Source organism: Fictibacillus halophilus, assembly GCF_016401385.1.
Lineage (GTDB): Bacteria > Bacillota > Bacilli > Bacillales > Fictibacillaceae > Fictibacillus > Fictibacillus halophilus.
In genome coordinates this window covers 1,921,582-1,945,112 of sequence record NZ_JAEACF010000001.1, presented here as the reverse complement: position 1 = coordinate 1,945,112, position 23,531 = coordinate 1,921,582, and the positions used below count along the sequence as shown (strand labels likewise).

The 23,531-nt window shown below is 40.2% G+C and carries 23 protein-coding genes, 2 pseudogenes and 1 riboswitch; of the genes and pseudogenes, 20 read left to right on the top strand and 5 right to left on the bottom strand.

Annotation, left to right across the window (positions count from 1 at the left end):
* Positions 1–23 precede the first annotated feature (23 nt).
* The gene (locus tag I5J82_RS10160) at positions 24–212 is read left to right on the top strand and encodes a YqzE family protein (protein ID WP_198767764.1); all 189 of its coding nucleotides are present in this window, start codon (positions 24–26) and stop codon (positions 210–212) included.
* A gap of 45 nt (positions 213–257) precedes the next feature.
* Here the strand turns inward: I5J82_RS10160 and I5J82_RS10155 are convergent, their stop codons facing one another.
* Together I5J82_RS10155 and I5J82_RS10150 are read right to left on the bottom strand one after the other, a co-directional pair.
* A complete protein-coding gene (locus I5J82_RS10155; protein ID WP_198767763.1) occupies positions 258–1,034 on the bottom strand; it encodes a YqhG family protein in 777 nt (258 codons plus the stop codon).
* Complete coding sequence (locus tag I5J82_RS10150) at positions 1,003–2,700, bottom strand: DEAD/DEAH box helicase (RefSeq protein ID WP_198767762.1); 1,698 nt, start codon at positions 2,698–2,700, stop codon at positions 1,003–1,005. Before I5J82_RS10150 ends, I5J82_RS10155 begins: the two co-directional genes overlap by 32 nt.
* A gap of 117 nt (positions 2,701–2,817) precedes the next feature.
* Positions 2,818–2,903: riboswitch (glycine riboswitch) on the top strand.
* Between the two features lie 177 nt (positions 2,904–3,080).
* Here I5J82_RS10150 and gcvT point away from each other — a divergent pair.
* The 3 genes from gcvT to gcvPB are packed head-to-tail and all read left to right on the top strand — an operon-like array spanning position 3,081 to position 7,006.
* Positions 3,081–4,181 carry a glycine cleavage system aminomethyltransferase GcvT gene (gene gcvT, locus I5J82_RS10145; RefSeq protein WP_198767761.1) on the top strand — a complete coding sequence of 367 codons (1,101 nt, stop codon included), beginning with the start codon at positions 3,081–3,083 and terminating at the stop codon, positions 4,179–4,181.
* 21 nt (positions 4,182–4,202) lie between these two features.
* The gene (gene gcvPA, locus I5J82_RS10140) at positions 4,203–5,567 is read left to right on the top strand and encodes an aminomethyl-transferring glycine dehydrogenase subunit GcvPA (RefSeq protein ID WP_198767760.1); all 1,365 of its coding nucleotides are present in this window, start codon (positions 4,203–4,205) and stop codon (positions 5,565–5,567) included.
* A complete protein-coding gene (gene gcvPB, locus I5J82_RS10135) occupies positions 5,543–7,006 on the top strand; it encodes an aminomethyl-transferring glycine dehydrogenase subunit GcvPB (protein ID WP_198767759.1) in 1,464 nt (487 codons plus the stop codon). The genes gcvPA and gcvPB overlap by 25 nt, the downstream gene beginning before the upstream one ends.
* 47 nt (positions 7,007–7,053) lie before the next feature.
* On the opposite strand, the gene I5J82_RS10130 is transcribed toward gcvPB, so the two are convergent.
* Complete coding sequence (locus tag I5J82_RS10130; RefSeq protein ID WP_144699128.1) at positions 7,054–7,431, bottom strand: rhodanese-like domain-containing protein; 378 nt, start codon at positions 7,429–7,431, stop codon at positions 7,054–7,056.
* A 149-nt stretch (positions 7,432–7,580) separates the two neighbouring features.
* Between I5J82_RS10130 and I5J82_RS10125 the strand changes: the two genes are divergently transcribed.
* The 7 genes and pseudogenes from I5J82_RS10125 to I5J82_RS10095 all read left to right on the top strand — a co-directional run bounded on the left by I5J82_RS10125 (position 7,581) and on the right by I5J82_RS10095 (position 15,404).
* A complete protein-coding gene (locus I5J82_RS10125; protein ID WP_198767758.1) occupies positions 7,581–8,417 on the top strand; it encodes a lipoate--protein ligase family protein in 837 nt (278 codons plus the stop codon).
* A gap of 360 nt (positions 8,418–8,777) precedes the next feature.
* Positions 8,778–9,596, top strand: a pseudogene (locus I5J82_RS10120) (ribonucleotide reductase N-terminal alpha domain-containing protein); the annotation flags it as partial.
* Between the two features lie 42 nt (positions 9,597–9,638).
* Positions 9,639–10,418 (top strand): HNH endonuclease, encoded by a 780-nt coding sequence (locus tag I5J82_RS10115; protein WP_198767756.1) that lies wholly within the window; start codon positions 9,639–9,641, stop codon positions 10,416–10,418.
* Positions 10,419–10,718: 300 nt separating this feature from the next.
* Positions 10,719–12,461 (top strand): annotated as a pseudogene (locus I5J82_RS10110) (vitamin B12-dependent ribonucleotide reductase); the annotation flags it as partial.
* Between the two features lie 103 nt (positions 12,462–12,564).
* Positions 12,565–13,602: a spore photoproduct lyase gene (gene splB / locus I5J82_RS10105; protein WP_198767755.1), complete on the top strand. Its 1,038-nt coding sequence runs from the start codon at positions 12,565–12,567 to the stop codon at positions 13,600–13,602.
* Between the two features lie 111 nt (positions 13,603–13,713).
* Positions 13,714–14,130 carry a transcriptional regulator MntR gene (gene mntR / locus I5J82_RS10100; protein WP_066400195.1) on the top strand — a complete coding sequence of 139 codons (417 nt, stop codon included), beginning with the start codon at positions 13,714–13,716 and terminating at the stop codon, positions 14,128–14,130.
* 344 nt (positions 14,131–14,474) lie between these two features.
* Positions 14,475–15,404: a patatin-like phospholipase family protein gene (locus I5J82_RS10095; RefSeq protein WP_198767754.1), complete on the top strand. Its 930-nt coding sequence runs from the start codon at positions 14,475–14,477 to the stop codon at positions 15,402–15,404.
* A 3-nt stretch (positions 15,405–15,407) separates the two neighbouring features.
* Here I5J82_RS10095 and I5J82_RS10090 read toward each other — a convergent pair whose 3' ends face one another.
* Both I5J82_RS10090 and I5J82_RS10085 read right to left on the bottom strand, forming a co-directional pair.
* Positions 15,408–15,782, bottom strand: a complete 375-nt coding sequence (locus I5J82_RS10090) for an SA1362 family protein (RefSeq protein ID WP_198767753.1) — start codon at positions 15,780–15,782, stop codon at positions 15,408–15,410.
* A gap of 19 nt (positions 15,783–15,801) precedes the next feature.
* Positions 15,802–16,746, bottom strand: a complete 945-nt coding sequence (locus I5J82_RS10085) for a DUF1385 domain-containing protein (RefSeq protein ID WP_144699141.1) — start codon at positions 16,744–16,746, stop codon at positions 15,802–15,804.
* Between the two features lie 188 nt (positions 16,747–16,934).
* Here I5J82_RS10085 and I5J82_RS10080 point away from each other — a divergent pair, with 188 nt between their 5' ends.
* The 9 genes from I5J82_RS10080 to spoIIIAE all read left to right on the top strand — a co-directional run bounded on the left by I5J82_RS10080 (position 16,935) and on the right by spoIIIAE (position 23,524).
* Entirely contained in the window at positions 16,935–17,450 is a 516-nt protein-coding gene (locus I5J82_RS10080) for a YqhR family membrane protein (protein ID WP_198767752.1), read from the top strand.
* 77 nt (positions 17,451–17,527) lie between these two features.
* A complete protein-coding gene (aroQ, locus tag I5J82_RS10075) occupies positions 17,528–17,980 on the top strand; it encodes a type II 3-dehydroquinate dehydratase (RefSeq protein WP_198767751.1) in 453 nt (150 codons plus the stop codon).
* Positions 17,977–19,050: a M24 family metallopeptidase gene (locus I5J82_RS10070; RefSeq protein ID WP_198767750.1), complete on the top strand. Its 1,074-nt coding sequence runs from the start codon at positions 17,977–17,979 to the stop codon at positions 19,048–19,050. The genes aroQ and I5J82_RS10070 overlap by 4 nt, the downstream gene beginning before the upstream one ends.
* Before the next feature lie 21 nt (positions 19,051–19,071).
* The gene (gene efp, locus I5J82_RS10065) at positions 19,072–19,629 is read left to right on the top strand and encodes an elongation factor P (RefSeq protein WP_198767749.1); all 558 of its coding nucleotides are present in this window, start codon (positions 19,072–19,074) and stop codon (positions 19,627–19,629) included.
* Positions 19,630–20,254: 625 nt separating this feature from the next.
* Positions 20,255–21,184: a stage III sporulation protein AA gene (gene spoIIIAA / locus I5J82_RS10060; protein ID WP_198767748.1), complete on the top strand. Its 930-nt coding sequence runs from the start codon at positions 20,255–20,257 to the stop codon at positions 21,182–21,184.
* Entirely contained in the window at positions 21,184–21,696 is a 513-nt protein-coding gene (spoIIIAB, locus tag I5J82_RS10055; protein WP_198768979.1) for a stage III sporulation protein SpoIIIAB, read from the top strand. The genes spoIIIAA and spoIIIAB overlap by 1 nt, the downstream gene beginning before the upstream one ends.
* Before the next feature lie 16 nt (positions 21,697–21,712).
* Positions 21,713–21,919: a stage III sporulation protein AC gene (spoIIIAC, locus tag I5J82_RS10050; RefSeq protein ID WP_191753863.1), complete on the top strand. Its 207-nt coding sequence runs from the start codon at positions 21,713–21,715 to the stop codon at positions 21,917–21,919.
* A gap of 13 nt (positions 21,920–21,932) precedes the next feature.
* Positions 21,933–22,322, top strand: coding sequence for a stage III sporulation protein AD (gene spoIIIAD, locus I5J82_RS10045; protein WP_066396033.1), 390 nt, complete (start codon positions 21,933–21,935; stop codon positions 22,320–22,322).
* Between the two features lie 17 nt (positions 22,323–22,339).
* Positions 22,340–23,524 carry a stage III sporulation protein AE gene (spoIIIAE, locus tag I5J82_RS10040; RefSeq protein WP_198767747.1) on the top strand — a complete coding sequence of 395 codons (1,185 nt, stop codon included), beginning with the start codon at positions 22,340–22,342 and terminating at the stop codon, positions 23,522–23,524.
* Positions 23,525–23,531 lie beyond the last annotated feature (7 nt).

Sequence of the window (23,531 nt, the reverse complement as noted above, 5' to 3'; positions counted from 1 at the left end):
GCTTCTATAAGGGAGTTTTGCCAATGGCTGCAGGATCAGACGTTATCAAGTTTCTTACTCAGAGAGTCGTTAAATATTTGGATGAACCACAATCAGTAAGAAAGGAAAGGCGTATCACAAAAAAGAATGAGCGGGAGCCTTTACTTACTTATCTTTTTGGTGTTGTGCCAATGGGACTTGGTCTCGTGTTCCGTAGAAAGAGAAAGAAGTAGGCTGGAAAAAGGAAGAGCCGGGATACAGTTCCCGGCTCTTATTTATTAGGCAAGATAGAAAAGTCCGCCATTTATGATCTCTACGATAATCTGTGGCTCATATTGGGTACGAAGTGCTTCTTTTTCTATGTGATAGGCTTCTGGTTTCGTTAAAGAATCCTCATAAAAACTCTCTAATAGTTCGAGATCTTCATTCCATCTTTTTTTAGCATCTTCGGCCCACGTGTGATCATCTGCCTCAATGACTTCCTGAATTTTATTTTCCAATCTTTTTATCGCACTCTGAGGCTTAATAAAAGGAGAGAGCGTATAACAAAAATCTGGGATCCTCTTCGTTAACAGCATTTTTTGAAGGCGTTGATGAAATTGATCTTCTATCGTTCCGTTTATTAGTTGAATGCCGTATGAGAGAACCTGATCTTTCTTTTGATCACACTGAAACGTAACTTTAACGTTCAAACATAACCAAGGTTGCAGTGGTACCTGTGCTCCTTGCTGAGGAACAGATTCATACAGCCGAATGAAAGAGGCGAGCTTCTTAGTCGACCCAAAGATCTGATGAAGTCTCGGTGAACCAAAGTGGATAAACTCACCTTTTCCATCAGGAGCTTGCTGTTGACCCGTTACTAAAGTTAACGTCATCGGATTCGGGGTACCTCCCGTTTTTTCGAGATAATGCCAGTAGAACGGACGGTTCATTAAAACTTTATCGAGTTCAGTGGTCAGTTGAACCTTCATATAACTAAAGTTTTTCTCTTGAATCCTACATTCGTTTGCATCAAAATATCGCTCAAGAAAGCGATGTATCTCGTGCTGCTGCATGCTCTTCCCATCCTTTCTGCTTGATCCCGCCATCAAGGTTGATCAAGGAAGCAAGGTTATCCATCTTTACTCGGATCTCACCTTCACTTTCAGACGTATTCATGATATCTGCAATATGGCGTTCTATGTTCTTGATTTCAAATTTCGTTAAGATTTCATCGAGTTCTCCAATAACACTCTCAAACAGATTGATCTTATTGTACAGCAAGTTTAAGATGTGCTCTTCAATCGTATTCTGAGTAGCGAAGTTATAGATATGAACGTCACCTTGCTGACCGATACGATGGATACGTCCGATCCGCTGCTCGATCCTCATCGGGTTCCATGGCAGATCATAATTGATGATATGCTGACAGAACTGCAGGTTTATTCCTTCACCACCGGCTTCTGTTGCGATCAACACTTGAGCTCGTGTTCTAAAGAGGTGAGTCATCCAGTCCTTTTTGCTTCGCTTAAACCCGCCTCTAAACGGTACAGAAGAGATGCCGTGCTGCTGTAAAAACCATTGCAGATACAATTGAGTACCACGGTATTCTGTAAAAATGATGACCTTGGAATCAATCGATTGAATCAGCTCTAACGCTTTTAGAGCTTTAGAGTTTTGATCGACGAGTTCAATTTTCTTCATCAACGCTAAGACTCGTTGTTCCATTAAAGAGTTTGATACATCTTTTTGAAGCATATTTTTTAATGTTAGAAAAACGGCTTCACGCGAACTGCATGCTTCTCGCTGCAGGGTTACGATAGAAAATTTACTTCGGTCAAAGTAAGAGTCTTTTTTTAGTTGAGAGATTTCATCGTATAGATCACGTTCTGTTTTTGATAATGTAATAGGAATGGTTTGAACAAGACGCTTCGGCCATTTTAGACCAGTCTCTTCTCGTCGATTACGAACCATCACCTTATTTACGAGCTGCTTCAGCTTTTCTTCATTTTTTAGTGAATACTTATCTTCTTTATAATCTTTGTCAAAGTTTTCTCGATTTCCTAAATGGCCAGGCTTTAATAGAGATACAAGATTAAAAATCTCCTCAACTCTGTTTTGTACCGGAGTAGCTGTTAATAGTAAACAGAACTTCTTTTTTAATAACTGTACAAATTCATAGTTTTTCGTTTTCTTGTTCTTTAACTTATGTGCCTCATCGATGATAACAAGATCATAGTCTTGATTAAGAACGATGTCGCGGTGCGGGGCTCGTTTTGCCGTATCAATAGAGGATACGACTACATCGCATTGTTCCCATACATATGCCTTTTTCTGAGCAATTGCAGGAATAAAGAACTTTTGATTCAGCTCGTTCGTCCATTGAATAACGAGTGATGCAGGAACGAGGATCAAAATTTTCTTAGCGAGTCGGCGTATCATGTACTCTTTTAGAATCAAACCTGCTTCTATCGTTTTTCCTAATCCTACTTCATCTGCCAAGATTGCTTTTCCGTTCATCTGTTCAATAACGGTAGTCGCAACGTCCAGCTGATGAGGCAAAAAAGTCATCTGTGGGAGATGATCTGGAGCTTGAAGACCGAGGAAATCAGGAATTGCTAAGTGGTGTTCGGCTTCAAGAGCTAAGTTATATAATTCCCAATTGGCCCAAGGTCCATCTTCTTCCACACGCTTTAAAAAGTCATCATGCCATTCTCGCTGAAACTGAACGTCGATTTTCATAACGGATTTCCTTTCTTTAAAAAAGTTCGTTGCCATTCCTTTTGTAAAAATGATAGGATAATAATGTAGTAAACATAGTAATAGTATGTGCGACCTTGGACAATAACATACTCGCGAATGAAAGTAAGAGGAGAGACTGCGTTAGCGGCGCCGAAGGAGCAAACAATTGTGAAACTCTCAGGCAAAAAGACTCTTGCTAGACGCATCTCTGGAGAGTGCTTTTTTAATAGATGAAAGCCACCAACGAAGAAACTCAAGGATATTTACTTGAGAAACTTACAGGTTGCAGGACAGAGGATCCCATTTATAAGGGGTCTTTCTGTCCTTTTTTTGTCCAGAAAAGTCCGAAAATTTTTAAGTATGAAAAAGGAGGAATTCACATGGCTACATTGTTACGAACACCGTTATTTGAGACATATAAAGAACACGGTGGAAAAGTAATTGATTTTGGTGGTTGGGAGTTGCCTGTTCAGTTCTCAAGTATTAAAGAGGAACACGAAGCGGTTAGAACGAAAGCCGGTTTATTCGATGTATCTCACATGGGAGAATTTGATGTTCGAGGACCTAATGCCCTATCGTTCTTGCAATATACAATGACCAATGATGTTTCGAAACTTCAAAACGGCCAAGCGCAATATACGGCTATGTGCTATGAAAACGGTGGTACAGTAGATGACCTTTTAATCTATAAAAGAGATGAAAACGATTACTTACTCGTTGTGAATGCCTCAAATATTGAAAAAGATTTTGAATGGCTTATGAGCAAGAAGCCTGAAGGTGTAGAACTTGTGAATGTATCTCCTGAATATGCGCAGCTTGCTATTCAAGGACCTAAAGCAGAAGAGATTTTACAAAAACTTACGGATACCAATCTTTCTGAGATCGGATTCTTCCGTTTTAAAGAAGATGTTTCACTAGCTGGAATATCTGCTCTTGTTTCTCGAACAGGCTACACAGGAGAAGATGGGTTTGAGATTTATTTGAAAACTGAACATGCAGAAAAACTGTGGAGATCGGTTCTTGAAGCGGGTCATGAAGATGGATTGCTTCCTGCAGGACTTGGGGCGCGTGATACTTTGCGTTTTGAAGCGAAGCTTGCTCTATACGGTCAAGAACTCACAAAAGAAATTACCCCGATAGAAGCAGGTATCGGATTCGCTGTAAAAACAGATAAAGAAGCAGATTTTATTGGAAAAGAAATTCTAGCAGATCAAAAGAAGAACGGTGCACCTCGTAAGCTAGTTGGTATCGAAATGATCGATAAAGGAATTCCTCGATCACATTACGAGGTATTTAAAGGTGATGTGAAGATCGGAGAAGTTACAACAGGAACACAATCGCCAACATTGAAGAAGAACCTAGGACTTGCTCTACTTGAAAAGGATTTCACGGAGCTTGGAACAGAGGTCGAAGTACAAATTCGTCAAAAACGTTTAAAAGCAAAAGTAGTCGCTTCACCATTTTATAAACGAGGAAAATAAGATATTTAAGGGGGAGAAACCATGACGTTCCGCTATTTACCGATGACTGCTCAAGACAAAAAGGAAATGCTTGAAACGATTGGAATCGAAACGACAGAAGATCTTTTTCAGGATATTCCCGAAGAAGTTCGGTTTAAAGGACGCTTACAAATCGAGGAAGCTTTGTCAGAACCTCAACTAGTTAAAGAGATGAGCCGCTTGGCAGCATTAAACAAAAATACAAAAGATCATGCTTCGTTCTTAGGCGCTGGTGTATATGATCATTACACACCATCAATCGTAAACCACATGCTTCTTCGTTCGGAGTTCTATACAGCATATACACCATATCAGCCTGAGATCTCTCAAGGTGAACTTCAAGCGATCTTTGAGTTTCAAACGATGATCTGTGAACTAACAGGTATGGATGTTGCCAACTCTTCTATGTACGATGGTGGAACTTCACTTGCGGAGGCTGGTTTATTATCAGCAGCTCAAACACGTAGAAAGAAAATTGTTGTATCAAAATCCGTACATCCAGAATCACGTGCCGTTTTGCACACTTATGCAAAAGGCCAGCATCTTGAAGTGGTAGAAGTGGATACAGAAGATGGTGTTACTTCATTAAATGCATTGCGTGCCGAAGTTGATGAACAAACAGCATGTGTGATCGTTCAATATCCTAACTTCTTCGGTCAGATCGAACCTTTAAAAGAAATAGAAGAAATCGTGCATAGTGCTAAAGGAATGTTCGTAGTTTCTTCCAATCCTTTAGCACTCGGCGCACTGACTCCTCCTGGTAAATTCGGTGCGGATATCGTAGTTGGTGATGCACAGCCGTTCGGGATCGCACAAGGTTTTGGCGGACCACACTGTGGATATTTTGCAGTAACAACCAAATTGATGCGTAAAGTTCCTGGCCGCTTGGTCGGTCAAACGGTTGATGAAGACGGGAAGCGCGGATTCGTTCTTACCCTTCAAGCAAGAGAACAGCATATCAGACGTGATAAAGCGACGAGTAACATCTGTTCGAACCAAGCGCTTAACGCACTTGCAGCTTCAATTGCCATGACGGCACTTGGAAAACAAGGTGTGAAGGAAGTAGCACACCAAAATATACAAAAAGCTCATTATGCAAAAAAAGTTCTTGAGGAAAAAGGATTCAAGACAGCGTTCACTGGACCTTTCTTTAACGAGTTTGTTATCGAGTTAAAGTGTACAGCTAAAGAAGTGAACGCCAAACTATTAGAATCTGGCATCATCGGTGGATATGATTTAGGTCTTTCGTATTCAGAACTTAAGAACCATATGCTTTTAGCGGTTACGGAAATGAGAACAAAAGAAGAGATCGATCAGCTTGCAAATGTATTGGAGGGATTAGCATGCGTACAGAACATCAGTCATTAATTTTTGAATTGTCTAAACCAGGTCGAGTAGGGTACAGCATCCCTGAACTTGACGTTCCAGAGATTAACGTAGAATCTATCATCCCTTCCGATTATTTGCGTACGGAAGAAGCGGATCTTCCTGAAGTGTCAGAGCTTCAAATCGTTCGTCATTACACAGCGTTATCCAATCGTAACCATGGTGTGGATTCTGGTTTTTATCCACTTGGATCATGTACGATGAAATATAATCCGAAGATCAATGAAGATGTAGCACGTTTCCCTGGATTTGCAAATATCCATCCGCTTCAAGAAGAAGAAACGGTTCAAGGTGCGATGGAAATGATGTACCGTCTGCAAACATCTCTAGCTGAGATCACAGGTATGGACGAAGTAACTCTGCAGCCGGCAGCTGGTGCACATGGTGAATGGACAGGTCTTATGATGATCCGTGCTTACCATGAAGCAAACGGTGATTTCAATCGTACAAAAGTAATCGTTCCTGATTCAGCGCACGGAACTAATCCAGCGTCTGCAACCGTTGCAGGTTTTGAATCGATCACGGTGAAATCCGATGAGCGCGGTCTTGTTGATCTAGAAGATTTGAAACGAGTAGTCGATCAAGATGTTGCGGCTCTTATGCTTACAAATCCAAATACGCTTGGTCTTTTTGAAGAGCATATATTAGAAATGGCTAAGATCGTCCATGAAGCTGGCGGAAAGCTATATTATGACGGAGCGAACGCAAATGCGATATTAGGATTTGCTCGACCTGGAGACATGGGCTTTGATGTCGTTCACTTGAACCTTCATAAAACGTTCACAGGGCCACACGGTGGTGGTGGACCAGGATCAGGACCAGTTGGGGTTAAGGCAGATCTGATTCCATTCTTGCCAAAACCAGTTCTTGTTAAAGAAGATGATCTTTATAAATTCGAATATGATCGCCCGCAATCGATCGGACGAGTGAAGCCTTTTTATGGCAACTTCGGCATTAACGTACGAGCATTTACGTACATCATGACGATGGGGCCAGACGGGTTACATCAAGTATCAGAGAACGCCGTATTAAATGCTAACTACATGATGCGCCGACTTGAACCTCATTTCGATCTTCCATTTACACAACACTGTAAGCACGAGTTCGTATTATCAGGTCGCCGTCAGAAGAAACTTGGCGTAAGAACGCTTGATATCGCAAAACGTCTCTTAGACTTTGGCTATCACCCGCCAACGATCTACTTCCCGTTAAGTGTAGAAGAAGCGATCATGATCGAGCCAACAGAAACGGAATCGAAAGAAACACTCGATGAATTTATCGAAAAGATGATTCAGATTTCAAAAGAAGCAGAAGAAACACCTGAATTGGTTCAAGAAGCTCCTCACACTACAGTTGTTAAACGACTGGATGAAGCAACAGCCGCAAGAAAGCCAATCTTAAAATATTCAAAACAAGTTTAAACATACAAAAAAGCAGCTCTGGAAATTTTCCTGAGCTGCTTTTAATATTAGTTTGATTTTACACGGCCAGTCCATTTGCGGAAGCCGCCATGTAGGTGATGAAGCTGGCCATATTTTTTCTTTTTAAGAAAATTGGCTGCACGAGCACTTCTGAATCCACTTTCACAATATAGATAAACAGGCTGATCGCTGCGCACTTCTTTTAATCTCTGTCTCATTTGAGAAAGAGGAATGTTACGTGCTCCTAGGATATGTCCTTTTTTAAACTCTTCAGGCTCACGAACATCGATCAGTTGTGCTTTTCGATAACCTGCTTTAAACTCTTCCTCGTTTAAAGTAGTTAAAAATCTCTTTTGATAAAGCCCCATACCAATTACATACGCCAATAAAGCTACTACAATACCTGCTAAAACTATCCATCCCATAACGCTTGCACTCCTTTAAACAATCTACCACAATTATAGCGGTGCGCGGCTCTATAGGCAAAAGAAAAATCTGACTTTAAGCGATTGTTTTGACACACTCGCCGAATTTGGTACACTAGTTACGAATGAATGGCAGGGAGACGAAAAACGTGGAAAAAGAAAACTGGTATTATATCGATTCTGGAAATTGCGAACCTGCAATTAATATGGCAATGGACGAAGCACTTCTAACTTGGCACAGTGAAGGAAAGATTCCACCTGTTATCCGCTTTTACGGATGGAATCCAGCTACTCTATCTATTGGATACTTTCAAAAAGTAGAAAAAGAGATTAACCTTGATGCTGTAAAAAAATATGGACTGGGCTTTGTGAGACGTCCAACAGGTGGTCGCGGAGTTCTTCATGATCAAGAACTCACATATAGCGTCATCGTATCTGAATCACACAAAGATATGCCACAAAGTGTAACCGAAGCTTATCGAGTGATCTCAGAAGGAATCAAAGAAGGGTTTCAAGGTTTAGGCTTAGATGCTTACTTCGCTGTTCCGAAAACAGAAGAAGAGCGTGAAGGGTTGAAGAATCCCCGGTCAGCAGTTTGCTTTGATGCTCCTTCGTGGTATGAATTAGTCGTAGAGGGAAGAAAAGTAGCGGGAAGTGCTCAAACGAGGCAAAAAGGTGTGATCCTGCAACACGGATCAATTCTTTTGGACCTAGATGAAGACAAACTGTTCGATCTGTTTAAGTATTCTAGTGACAGATTAAGAGAGAGAATGCAGACAGCGTTTAAGAAAAAAGCTGTGGCGATCAACACACTGCTAGATGCTCCTGTTTCAATTGATGACGCGAAGACTGCCTTTAAAAAAGGATTTGAGGACGGTTTAAACGTAAACCTTGTGCCGTACACGCTTACAGATGATCAGTGGGCAGAAGTACAAAACATAGCCGATACTCGTTATCGTAACGATGAGTGGACGTTCAGGCGTTAATAGTGAAAAATCGAAATCTCATAGAGATATCGATTTTTTATTTTTGCTCTCTAATTATCAGAAAAAAAGATGTCAAGATATTAATTTTTTTTGGAAAGTAAGAGGATATTTTGAAAACCAAGAGTTCGTACGGCTTTTCAAAACTACCAAATTATACAAATCTAAAATAAACCCCATTCATTAATAAAATCATCAAAAATATTCAGGATTCATCAAATTGCTGTAAAATCCTCATGATTTTAAGTTTGACAATTTTTTTTCTTTGACATGAGGTTTACGTATATATAGTATAAGGGTAGAACTTATACATACAAGATATAGATGTGCATCCGTATGTGATTTTAATAGAGGAGGAGAAAGATGGACACAGTCGCAACTGTTAAAAAGGGTATTAATATTGACGCTCTCAACAGTGATATAGCTCAATTTCCACAAGTGCACCCCGTAACTTCTACAATGAAAACAACACACAAAGGTGTTTCACGGCTGGTCATGCTAGATCGATACAGCTTCAAAGACACAGAGAAGAAAACCTTAAAACCGGGTGATTTTGTTGTATTAACGGTAAAAGAAGACCCAAAATTTCCAGCAAGAGGGCTAGGCTATATTCAATCTGTCAACTGGGATGATAAAAACGCAGTTGTATTGGTTGAAGATGAGTTCAAAGCAGTGCTAGAAAAGCCGGAAGAAGCTGAATCTGGTTTGATCACACGTTCACTAGATGTGATGGACAAGCCGTTAGAAGTTTACTACGAGCAGATCGCACTAAGAAATGCCACAGGCTTAGCATCTGTGGAAACGACAGAAGAAAAACGCCAAGAATCATTCAAAAAGTTTTATAAAGAACTTTCAGAAATGAATTTTGTACCTGCTGGACGCGTTTTATACGGAGCAGGCGCAGAAACAGATGTAACGTATTTTAACTGTTACGTAATGCCATACGTGAAAGATTCGCGTGAAGGCATCTCTGATCACCGTAAGCAAGTCATGGAGATCATGAGCCGCGGCGGCGGAGTTGGAACGAACGGATCTACGCTTCGACCGAAGAACGCACTAGCAAGAGGCGTAAACGGAAAATCATCTGGATCAGTATCCTGGTTGGATGACATCGCGAAGTTGACGCATCTGGTTGAGCAGGGCGGAAGTCGCAGAGGCGCTCAGATGATTATGTTAGCGGATTAAAAAAAACAATAAAAAATTCCTTTTATAGGGGGTATTCAAATGAACAACTATGAATACCTACATGACTTATACATTAATAAAAATAAATCTGCATTAGAAATTAGTATTCTTACAGGAAAAACGAGAAACCAAATAAAAAGGTTACTTAGAAAGTACGGGATAAGAAAAACCGTTATAAAAAACTCAGGGAAAATTTATGATGATATAGTCTGGTTAAAAACACAGTATATAGAATATCAAAAAGGTTACACTCAAATTGCTGATGAATGCGGTGTTAGTTATTCGGTTATACTTGATCGTCTTAGGTATCATGGTATACCTATCAGAAACCACCACGGAATCGATAAGGGTAAGCCAAATAGAGGTAAAAAAAGGACAAAGGAAACCATTGATAAGATAAAGGCATCCAGAATAAAAAAAAGAGTAAAGATTAGATGCTTTTATTGCAATCAACTCAAAGAGATTAGATTCTCTTCGTATAAAAAGTCTCAGAATAACTTCTGTAATCAAACTTGTTATAGAAATTATCTTTTTGATAACCGAAAAGAAACTATAGATATAACCGATTCAGCAGACTACAAAGAGTGGAGATTGAAAGTATATAAAAGAGATGGGTATCGTTGTAAAATGCCACTATGTAATAGTGATACAAGAGATATTGCAGCACATCATATTTTTCCTAAAAAAACATTTCCTGAAAAGATGTTTGAAATTTCTAATGGTATAACATTATGTAGAAAATGTCATGAAAAAACCTATGGTAAGGAAAAAGATTATATAAATTGTTTAGTCCGCGTCGTTCAGAAAATGAGCGACTAGAAAATCGGGTGAATTGCTGGAAACCCCTTAGAGCCAATCTGCTAAATCGGGACCGGAAACGGTGAACGTAAATGCTAGAAAAGTGATTGGATTGGGAAATCAGCAGCCAAGCCTCTAAGTCCTTTTGGATATGAGGAAGGTTCAACGACTATCGAAAGTTTGCTAAGGTGAATGAGTAGAGTAGGGAGAGATTCTTCCGAAGTGCCCGACTCCTAACAGGTTATGCTGAGGATGATGATATAGTCTAGTCCCGATAGGCTTATTGCCTTGAGAAATATCTCTAACGAGAGGGTATTAACGTGGCACCCTGACATCATTGATTTCATTATTTCTAAAATGCAAAATCCTCGCATTTTGCGTTACTTAATTGAAAATACAAATGACGAGAAGATTAAACAAGTCGCTCAAGATAAATTGAAGTTTACACCACTGACACCAGCTCAAAAAGCGATGTACGAAGGAATCCTTCGCTATAAGGATATTCCAGGGACAGGCGGATTTGATTCGGACGTTCTACGCGATGCTGAGACAATGCTTCGCGATGGAGGAACGTACAGCGTTCATAATTCTGAATTTTTAACAGGTGCAAACATCTCTGTTACGATCACGAAGGAATTTATGGAAGCCGTAGAAAATGACTCTGAGTATCTATTACGTTTTCCTAGCGTTGAGGCATACACGCCGGAAGAGATGGAAGCTTACAACAACGAGTGGCATGAGGTCGGAGATGTTCGTGTTTGGGAAGAGAAAGGCTATGGTATTCGCGTATACAAACGAATTCAAGCACGGGAACTGTGGAACCTGATCAACATTTGTGCAACATACTCAGCTGAGCCAGGAATTTTCTTTATCGATAATGCAAATGACATGACGAACGCTACAGCTTATGGACAAAAAGTTGTAGCAACGAACCCATGTGGAGAACAACCACTTGCACCATACAGTGTCTGCAACCTCGCTGCAGTTAACCTTGGAAACATGGCTGACAAAGAAAACAAAACGGTGGACTTTGAAAAACTAAAACAAACGGTTGAAGTTGGCGTACGTATGCAGGACAACGTAATTGATGCAACACCATACTTCTTGGAACCAAACCGAGTCCAAGCACTAGGGGAACGTCGTGTAGGGTTAGGAGTTATGGGATTACATGACCTTCTTATCTATTGCGAGACCGTTTACGGATCTGAAGAAGGAAACCAACTGGTAGACCAAATTTTCGAGACGATCGCTGTAACGGCTTACCGCACTTCAATCGAACTTGCTAAAGAGAAGGGAAGTTTCCCGTTCTTAGAAGGCGATTCAGATGAGACGACTAACGAGTTGCGTAGACGATTTACTGAAACAGGGTATATGAAGAAGCTTCCTGAAGATTTACGCAAAGACATCTTAGAATTTGGCATTCGTAACTCTCACTTGTTGACTGTTGCTCCAACTGGATCCACAGGAACCATGGTTGGTGTCTCCACAGGATTAGAGCCTTACTTCTCATTCTCATACTTCCGCAGTGGTCGTCTTGGGAAATTTATTGAAGTGAAAGCTGATATTGTAAAAGAATATTTAGACAGCAATCCTGAAGCGAACGAAAATGAACTGCCTGAGTGGTTTGTTGCTGCAATGGAGCTTGCGCCAGAAGCACATGCAGATACTCAATGTGTCATCCAGCGTTGGGTAGACAGCTCGATCTCAAAAACGGTTAACGCTCCTAAAGGTTATACAGTTGATCAAGTTCAAAAAGTTTACGAACGCCTTTATAAGGGTGGAGCAAAAGGTGGAACGGTGTATGTAGATGGAAGCCGTGACTCACAGGTTCTTACACTAAAAGCGGAAGAGACATTTGAACAAACTGAGATCGATCTTGGTATGGAAGAAGAAAAAAGCAAAGTTGTTATTTTAGATACGATCACTGATCTTCGTTCTACAGATGTTACCATTGGTAACGAAGTTGGAAACACTTGTCCGGTATGTAGAAAAGGGAAAGTGAAAGAAATCGGTGGATGCAACACATGTACAAACTGTAACGCACAGTTAAAATGCGGACTATAAAAAGGAAGGGAAGGAACTGGAAATGTTCCTTCCTTTTTCTTTTGTGGTGATTGGCACATACTAACTCCATCATTTGTGAAAAAAAATTGTGGGGTGTATGACTATGGCTGGTGCCAATAAACCGTTTATGCCGCAGTTGATCTATTTTGAACCGCGAGCACTTGAGTATCCATTAGGTAAAGAACTGTACGATCGTTTTAGTAAGTTAGAAGTTGAAATCAGAGAGACCACATCACATAACCAAATTCGTGATTTGCCAGGAGATAATGACTTTCAAAAATATAGAACGGCAAAATCAACGCTTGTGGTAGGTATCAGAAAAACGTTGAAATTTGATACATCAAAACCATCTGCGGAGTATGCGATCCCTCTTGCTACGGGATGCATGGGGCATTGTCACTATTGTTACCTACAGACGACACTCGGCAGCAAGCCTTACCTACGAACATATGTGAATACAGATGAGATCTTCGCGCAAGCCGAAAAGTATATGCAGGAAAGGGCGCCTGAGATCACGCGATTCGAAGCTTCATGTACATCTGATATTGTCGGCATAGACCATCTTACACATAATTTGAAAAGAGCGATTGAGTTTTTTGGTGCAACAGACTTAGGTCGACTTAGATTTACGACGAAGTATCATCATGTAGATCATCTATTAGATGCGAAACACCAAGGTAGAACCCGCTTCCGTTTTAGCGTAAACTCCCAATATGTAATAAAGAACTTCGAACTTGGAACAAGTCCGCTTGAGGAGCGTATTAATGCTGCCATAAAAGTTGCAGAAGCAGGGTATCCATTAGGTTTTATAGTGGCACCACTTTATCTTCATAAAGATTGGGAAGAAGGCTATAAAGAACTTTTTGATATCTTAGAAGCGAAGATTCCAAAGCATCTAACGAACGACCTTACGTTTGAGCTGATTCAGCACCGTTTTACGAAACCTGCAAAACGTGTTATCGAAAAAAACTACCCAAAATCAAAGCTTGAAATGAATGAAGAAGAGCGTAAGTATAAGTGGGGTAGATATGGAATTGGAAAATATGTTTATCAAGATGATCAGGCGACAAGACTGCGTGAAACGGTAGAAAATTATATTCATACGATGTTTCCACAAGCAAAGATTGAATATTTTACTTGATCAAATGCCAAGACAGCTTCCCTTGTCACGCTTACCATTCTATAGTATCCTTTTTATAGAGACCAAGCTGGTTTAGTATAGGGAGTGAACAATTTGCCGCCAACCCCAAGTATGGAAGACTATATAGAACGCATCTATGCCCTAATCGAAGAGAAAGGCTATGCCAGGGTATCAGATCTCGCTGAGAACCTAGAAGTGCATCCCTCTTCAGTAACCAAGATGATTCAAAAACTCGACAAAGGCAAGTATGTCGTTTATGAAAAATACAGAGGTTTCGTTCTAACACCGAACGGAAAAAAACTTGGAAAACGTCTAGTTTATAGACATGAGTTACTTGAAGAATTCTTGAAAGTTATTGGGGTCGACCAAGAAAACATCTACCAAGATGTTGAGGGTATCGAACATCATTTAAGTTGGAACGCTATTGATCGAATTGGAGATCTAGTTCAATTTTTTGAAGAAGATGAAAATCGGATAAAGTCATTAAGAGAAGTTCAAGCAAAGAATGAAGAACAAGAACAATCATAAATTTTTATGGTTGTTTTTATTTTGTTTTTTTATATATACGTGCTAAGGTCCGTCGAGACAATTGGACAGTATTCTGTAAGAAGTGGACAGTAAAATATGAAAAGTGGACAGTATTTTTCTAAGAGTGGACAGTAAATGAAGAAAACCCGACAGTATTTCTTGTGAAGTGGACAGTAAAATTGAAATCTCAACCATACCCAGCCTGTATCCCTTGAGAATACCGTAAGTTAGTTCCGCCTCCCGCCTCCCTGACCAAAACAAATCATAATAAAAGAGGTTATTTTTGAAGAATCGGTAATAAAGGACATCTTCTACTGATTAGGATAGTAGTGGAGGAGATGTTTATGCGAATTGATGGTGTGTTTTCAGGTGGAGGCATCAAGGCGCTTTCGTTGATTGGTGCTGTTGAAGCAGCTGAGAATCGTGGCCTCTGTTTCGAGAGGGTAGCTGGGACAAGTGCGGGGGCTTTGATGGCTGCTTTGATCAAGGCAGGCTATAACGCGGGAGAAATGAAAGAAATCATTGATAAATTAGACTTTCGAAAGTTTCTGGATACAAGCAAAACGATTGTGCCTGTTCCTTTTATGAATTGGTTGAAACTTTATTGGAAACTAGGTCTTTTTAAGGGAGATTATCTAGAGAACTGGGTAGCTTCTCTTCTAGCGGCACGGGGAATTGTTACGTTTGCGGATATTCCTTATGGCAGTCTTAAGATCATTGCGTCTGATATTTCTCGAGGAAGGCTGATCGTTTTGCCAGATGATCTCGAGGAGTATGGGTTATTGCCGGAGCGTTTTCCGGTGGCAAGAGCGGTTAGGATGAGCTGCAGTCTTCCTTATTTCTTTTATCCCATCAAACTTTTTAATCGTGTTGGACAAAAAAGTCTTATAGTAGATGGAGGCGTTTTGAGTAATTTTCCGATGTGGCTTTTTCAAAGAAAAGACAGGGTGCCTGTTCGGCCGGTGTTAGGTTTTCAATTGAGTTCGTACATCAACGACCATATTCCAACTCATAATGTAAAAAATGCGGTTCAGCTGTTTAAAGCTTTGTTTGAAACGATGATGCAAGCGCATGATAACCGATACATCGATTCGCATGATGCCCGGGATATTATTTTTATGCCCGTAAAGCATGTATCTGTTATCGATTTTCAATTGTCTTCAGAAGCAAAGAATGAACTTTATACGTTTGGTCATGACCGAGCTGAGCAATTTTTACAGAGCTGGATAACAAGTAAGAGATACCCGAATCCAGCATATAAAAATCGAGCCTAATCCTTAAAAGGAGGCTCGATTTTTTTTCTTATTCTTTTTCCCTTCGATCACGGTTAAGTGATGTTCACGTGTTTTCTTTCTTTGTGCGGAACTCTTAGCAGTCTTTTTGCTCGAGAACAACGGTGAGGCAGTTTTTGCTGGTTTTTGGTTCGTGCCATACCGTTTTTGAGATTGCTTGACTGCTTTTCTATACTTGCCGTTTACACCCGATGAGGTTCTGCGAAAGATAAAGTAAAACACGGCGACCACTGCTGCTCCGATCAGAATGGTTGTAAATAAATCGCGAGGTGAAGTGACTAGTTGATAGAGAATACCGACAATAGCCAGTGAAATAACAAACCAAATGATAGGATGCAATCTTCTTTGATTCTGTTGCAACAGGTTCACCTCCTTATGATTAAACGATTTTACTTGCGTTAAGTTCACTTTCATAGGATGCGTCACGACGTAACATTTCATTAAAAGAAATAATAGAAACTTCTATTTGTTTTTCATCGGGTTCTTTCGTTGTTAAAAGTTGAAGCCATAAACCAGGGTATCCAAGGTAACGAAGAACAGGAACATCTCTTAGTTTATTAGTTAACTGTAATACTTCAAAAGATACCCCTAAAACGACAGGAATAAGCGCGAGTCTGCATAAAATTCTTAGCCATAACGGATCTGATGGAAAGAAATAATAGATAAACATGCCGACGATCACGGTAAATAGAATAAAACTGCTGCCGCAACGGTAATGAAGCCTTGAATGCTTCTTTACGTTTTCAACGGTGAGCTCATCTCCTGCTTCATAGGTGTTGATTACTTTGTGTTCAGCTCCGTGATACATGAATACTCTTTTGATCGCTGGTGTTAAAGAAACAAAATAGATGTAGCTTAATAAAAAGATGAACTTGAACAAACCTTCTAACAGATTCTGTCCTAAATGACCGGGTACGATAAAACGAAAAGCTTCTGCTAAAAAAACGGGTACGAGCGTAAAAACAAATTTTCCGAATAGGAAAGATAATACACCGATAATGGCTAAAGAAAAGAAAAAGGCAAATTTAGATGGTTTTTCTTCTTCCTCTTTTTCTTCTTCACCGGGGTTAACACCAAATCGTTCAGCTGAAAAATTTAAATGCTGAGTACCGTTCATACTCGCTTCGATAATGGCTATAAATCCTCTTAAGAAAGGAATCTTCTTTAATTTTGAAAGAACAGGAGAAGGTTTTTTCTTAAGTTCGAAATACTCGATCGTATCATCATTTCTGCGTATTGCCGTTACATAGGTGTGCTTTCCGGCAAACATAACCCCTTCTAATACGGCCTGGCCGCCGTAAGCGGGCTTTTTCTCTTTTGTCATGTTGAACCCCCAGCCTAAAGTTTTGTAGGTACTTTCTATTCTACAGGAAAGCAGGATATTCCTCCACAAAGGATGATTGTATTTTTCCCATTTTATACATGATTTACCCGGAATATGATTGGTTAAGAGTGTGAGAAGTTTGGGCAGTGGTTTTGTGGACATACTAATAGTGTTGGAGGTGGTCGTTAATGAGCGATTCAAAACTAGAACAAAATAAACAAGAATCTCAATCTTCATTCATGAGCAGAGTCGTTGGTGTTGGTTTTTTTGGAGGCTTGATTTGGGCTTCTTTCGGATTTATCGCCTACTATTTAAATTTTTCAAAAGTAGGTCCTGCACTGGTTTTAGCACCATGGGCACTTGGAAAGTGGAAAACTGAGTGGATTGGCCAACTAATCAGTATTTTGATTATTGCTCTACTTTCGATCTTAGTAGCAATTGCATATCGATATGCGTTTGCCAAGATCAAATCCATGTGGGCTGGTATTCTTTTCGGTGTTGCACTATGGGGAATTGTATTTTTCTTGCTTCACCCGATCTTTCCGGGATTGGAACCCATGAATACGATTGGTAAAAATACGATAACAACAACGCTGTGCATCTATATTTTATATGGTGTTTTTGTAGGTTACTCGATCTCATTTGAATACAGTGAACGTCATGGCCAGTCCCAAGGAAACAAGGAATCTACACAAAGTTCGTAACTATTCAAATGATTAGACGCTATGATAGAATGTTTTATGAACATTCTATTTTTTTATGCAAAGGCTAGGTGTTTCGGGTGAAAAACAGAAACTTTCTTGTTATAAACGGACCGAACTTAAATCGATTGGGGAAGCGGGAGCCTGGCATATATGGCGCGCATACATTGGAAGATCTAGAAGAGGAACTTGTTTCTTTTTCAAAAGAACTACTCTTGGATATCTCATTTAAACAAAGCAATAATGAAGGAGATCTCATTGATTTTATTCACGAAGCTGAAGGTGAGTTTAGTGGTATCGTTTTAAACGCAGGTGCCTATACTCATTATAGTTATGCCATTAGAGATGCAATTGCCAGTGTTGATGTCCCCGTAATCGAAGTCCATTTATCAAATGTTCATGCTAGAGAGGAATTCCGACGAGAATCTGTTATTGCTCCAGTTACGATCGGACAGATTTCGGGATTTGGTTTTGATAGTTATAAATTAGCTCTTCAAGTTTTTCATAATCAACAGAAGGGGGAAACGTTATGAATCGTGTAGAACGGGCAAGACGTTTATTCGATACGTTTGATATTGATGCACTATTGGTTACATCTTCTTCAAACCGTTTTTATTTAAGTGGTTTTAAAGGAAGTTCAGGCGTGCTTTTGATCACGAGAGACGAAGCGATTCTAGTGACTGATTTTAGATATAAGACTCAAGCAGCGGAACAGGCACAAGGTTACCGTGTTGTGATGCACACCGATCCTATTCCCGAAGAGGTTGCAAAGTTAACGAAGGAGCTTTCTGTGCGTAAGCTTGGTTTTGAGCAAGACCATGTGACATACTCTACATTCCGTACATATGAGAAACAATTAGATTACAATACAACTGAACTTGTTCCGGTATCCGGGCTTGTGGAAAAGTTGCGCTTGATTAAGGATGAATCAGAGATTAAGATAGTAAAGGATGCAGCATCCATTGCCGATGCCGCTTTTTCACATATTATCGAGTATATTCGCCCCGGACTTACTGAGCGGGAAGTATCAAATGAATTAGAATTCTTCATGAGAAAAAATGGAGCCGTCTCTTCATCGTTTGATATTATTGTGGCTTCAGGCTACCGATCAGCACTTCCGCATGGAGTTGCTTCGGATAAGAAGATTGAAACGGGTGAATTGGTAACCTTGGATTTTGGAGCATACTACAAAGGTTATTGTTCAGATATCACTCGTACTGTAGCCATTGGAAATGTTTCGGATGAGCTAAAAGAGATCTACCAGGTCGTATATGATGCACAGATGCTAGGTATGAAAGGCATTAAACCAGGAATGACAGGTAAGGATGCAGATGCGTTAACGCGTGATTACATCGCTTCAAAAGGATATGGTGATTACTTTGGACATTCAACAGGACATGGAATTGGCTTAGATGTGCATGAAGGTCCAGCTCTATCCATGAAGTCTGACACGGTTCTTGAACCGGGAATGCTTGTGACAGTTGAACCAGGTATTTATATCTCAGGTGTAGGCGGAGTTCGGATCGAAGACGATGCTCTCATTACAAAAGACGGCAATGAATCACTTACCCACTCTACTAAAACCCTTTTAACGTTAAGTTAAGGTATTTCAGGAGGATAAAACATGATTTCAGTAAACGATTTTAAAACAGGATTAACGATCGAGGTTGACGGAGGAATCTGGCAAGTTCTTGAGTTCCAACACGTAAAGCCAGGAAAAGGAGCAGCATTTGTGCGCTCGAAACTTCGTAACCTTCGTACAGGTGGTATCCAGGAGAAAACATTCCGCGGTGGAGAAAAAGTAGCAAAAGCTCATATCGAAAACCGTAAGATGCAATATCTATATGCATCAGGAGATACTCACACGTTCATGGATAACGAATCTTATGAGCAAATCGAACTTCAAGCTTCTCAAATCGAATACGAATTAAAGTACTTGCTTGAAAACATGACCGTTCACATCATGACGTACCAAGGTGAGACGATTGGTGTAGAACTTCCAAACACCGTTGAATTAGTAGTAGCAGAGACTGAGCCTGGTATTAAAGGGGACACAGCTTCTGGTGGAACGAAGCCAGCGACGCTTGAAACAGGCTTGATCGTACAAGTTCCTTTCTTCGTAAACCAAGGGGACAAGCTGATCATCGATACAAGAAATGCAGCTTACGTTTCTCGTGCATAGTCTATAACTTTGAAACCTCATTCCATTCTGGAGTGAGGTTTTTTTATGTAGTAATGATGTAGTAAGCTTCGAACAGGACGCAAATGGATGCAGGTTTGTTTGAAGTAGGGTATCTGATGCCTGTTGTTTGTCGATTCTTGTAGACTCGCGGATATAAGGCAAGAACTCGCGGGATTAATGCTGAAACTCGCGGAATTAAGTCCGAAATTTCTTGAATGTTTATAAGGATTTCAGGGATTAATACCTAAAATACCCCACTACGTATAGTTCCACATACAGTGTTTAGAACCTTTGCTCACTATTTTGTTTATCTTCCATAAAAAATCACTTAAATCCGATTGAAATTGGAAATAAACTTTACATAACCCTATATTTATAAACAATCTGAGCTTTTTTTCTACTACAGTGGCTTCCGACTTATTTTTTCAATCAATTGATACCAATGGGGCTTCCTACTATATGAGAAGCCCTACCATCAATACAGACTCTTTCATGAATGTTTTATGAACAATCTATCAAAAACCCCTCTATCTTCCCTTCTAACTTCAAATCTACCTTTATTGGCATAAAGCTTAAATGTCTGCCATACGTTTATAGTACTAGCCTTTTAAAGGAGAAAACGGTCATGGAGACGATCTTTAGACTTTTTCCAGATAAAATTCAGCATATCTTAAGAAATTTGCCCCCATCTGTTCTTCAATCTGTAGAAGAGATCAGGGTTAGAATTGGACAACCGATGGAAATCCTTTGTTCCGGCAAACCGATCTATCCGTCTGAAGGTTCAATCACGGCTGAAGAATCGCAAGTATTGCTCAATCGGTTAAGTCAGCACTCTCTCTACGCACTTGAAGAGGAATTAAAAAGGGGCTATATCACCATCTCAGGCGGTCATCGTGTAGGACTAGCAGGAAAAGTGATCACTGAGCATGGATTCGTAAAAGCCATTAAAGATATTAGTTCGTTTAACGTAAGGATAGCAAGAGAGAAGATTGGAATCGCAGAACCGCTTGTTTCTTATCTTTATCAAAAAAAATGGCTCAATACATTGCTGATCGGTCCTCCACAAACCGGGAAAACCACTTTATTAAGAGATATTGCAAGACTCGTGAGTTGTGGCCTTCAGCAAAGAAATATTCCTTCTTTTAAAGTTGGAATAGTAGATGAGCGCTCTGAAATAGCGGGTAGCATAAAGGGTGTTCCGCAACATACCTTTGGAAGACGTGTTGATGTTCTTGATGCATGTCCGAAAGCGGAAGGGATGATGATGCTCATTCGTTCAATGAGCCCTCAAGTGATGATTGTTGATGAAATCGGTCGAAAAGAAGACGGTGAAGCTATATTAGAAGCGATGCATGCGGGTGTTCAAATGATTTTTACCGCACATGGTAGCTCTATAGAAGATGCACTGAAACGACCTGTGATGAAACCTTTAGGAGATCTTTCTTTATTTGAAAGGTATGTTATTTTGAGCCGAGATAAAGGACCGGGAACGATTCAAAGAATCTATGACGGAGCATTGAATGAGATCTACAGATCATCTGGTGGTGCAGCATGATGAGTTGGATAGGTGCGATCGCTATTCTTTCAGCCACAACGGTCTTTGGTTTTGAGTGGGCAAAGCGAGTAAGAGAACGGCCGAAGAAGTTAAGAGAATTAAAAGTAACCCTACAAGCCTTGGAGGCCGAGATCATGTACGGATCAACTCCTCTTTATGAGGCGTTTTTGCATATCGGAAGACCTTTAAAAGAACCTTTGTCCACTTTCTTTCTTACCATATCAGACCGATTAGCGGAAGGCGAGCTTTCGGTGCAAGAAGCTTGGGATAATCAGTTAGCTGTTCTGGCCAAAGAAACTTCTTTTAAGATGGGGGAGATCGAAGTCCTCCGCCAGTTTGGGGCAACCCTTGGCAGGCATGATAAAGAGCATCAGCAGAAGCAGATTCAGTTGACGTTAGCTCACCTTAATCGCGAAGAAAAAGAAGCAAGGGACATACAAGAACGTTATGAAAAAATGTGTAAAAGTCTTGGGGTTTTAATGGGACTTTTAATCGTTATTCTCTTAATGTAACAGGGAGGTTTTACGAATGGGATTGGATGTAAACGCGGTGTTTCAGATTGCTGGACTTGGCATTATCGTTGCGATGCTTCATACCGTATTAAAGATGATCGGAAAAGAGGATTATGCTCACTGGGTCACTCTTCTAGGTTTTGTTGTTGCCCTTTTTATGGTCATCACTCTTTTAGATGATTTATTTGAAAAAGTAAAGGGTGTCTTTTTGTTTCAGAATTAAGGAGGGGGCCAGATTGGAAATTATCCAAATTGTTGGTTTTGGACTGGTTGCTGCTTTCTTAGCCTTAGTCCTTAAGGAACAAAAAGCGAATTTTGCTTTTTTGGTCACACTCATGGTCGGAGCAGGAATCTTTTTGTTTCTGATTGATAAGATCGGGCAAATTCTAACGATGCTTCAACGGCTTGCCATCAACGCAAATGTAAACATGGTCTATGTTGAAACGTTACTAAAGATAATTGGTATTGCTTATATTGCTGAGTTCGGAGCACAGATAACCAGAGATGCAGGTCAGGGAGCTATAGCTTCTAAGATTGAACTAGGTGGTAAGATACTGATTCTCGTGATGGCGATACCAATTCTAACGGTCATTATTGAAACCGTTCTGACGCTTATACCGAAATAAGAAGGCGGGTTGTAAAGATGAAGAAAGTGATGGTGCGGACAAGTCTACTTCTACTCATAATCTTTTCCTTCAACCTATTTGGCCCCATAGAATCCGCATCAGCGAGCTCGATCACTTCAAAAATGGTAGATCAACAAGTTTCCTCTATGCAGCTAGATGAAATCAAACAATACTGGGACAGCATCTCCCGTGAGTACGGAGGATTCTTGCCAGAAAGCCAAAAAGGAACCTTCCTTGAATTTGTAAAAGGAGAAAAAGAATTTTCTATAAAAGGCTACATGATCGGCCTTTTAAAGTTTATGTTTCATGAACTTGTTGTTCACGGAAAACTGCTTGGAACCTTAATTCTGCTTACCGTATTCAGCATGCTGCTTCAATCCATCCAAAATGCTTTTGATCGATCAGCTATCTCTAAAGTGGCGTATGGCATTATTTATATGGTTTTAATCATTTTAGCTTTAAACAGTTTTCATGTTGCGATTTCTTATGCAACAGAAGCGATCGATAGCATGTTAAGTTTCATGATTGCCCTCATCCCCCTTCTGCTGGCTTTGATGGCAACGGTGGGAAGCATCGCTTCAGTCGCTTTTTTTCATCCGGTTATCTTGTTTTTAGTCAATACTAGCGGCCTTTTAATCAAGAATTTTGTATTGCCGCTTCTTTTTTTATCTGCACTATTAAGCATCGTTTCAACGATGTCAGAGCATCACAAAGTCACACAGTTGGCCAAGCTGTTAAGAAATATCAGCATGGGTGCACTCGCCTTTTTTTTCACCGTTTTCCTAGGTGTAATGAGTGTACAAGGTGCAACGGCAGCAGTGGCAGATGGAATTACGATCAAGACAGCAAAATTTATAACAGGTAATTTTATTCCCGTCGTAGGCCGTATGTTTACAGATGCGACAGATACCGTCATGAGTGCTTCTATCTTACTAAAGAACTCAGTAGGCATAATAGGGGCACTATTGTTACTTCTTTTAGCTATATTTCCTGCCATCAAAGTTTTAATACTAGCTTTTATATATAGCATGGCTGCAGCCCTTCTTCAGCCTTTAGGCGGTGGGCCGATTGTTGAATCATTAGGCATCATCGGCAAGAGTGTCATGTTTATCTTTGCGGCCCTTATGACGGTGTCTATCATGTTCTTTTTAGCTATAACGATTATAATCGCAGCCGGCAACGTTACGCTGATGGTCAGATAGGAGGGGA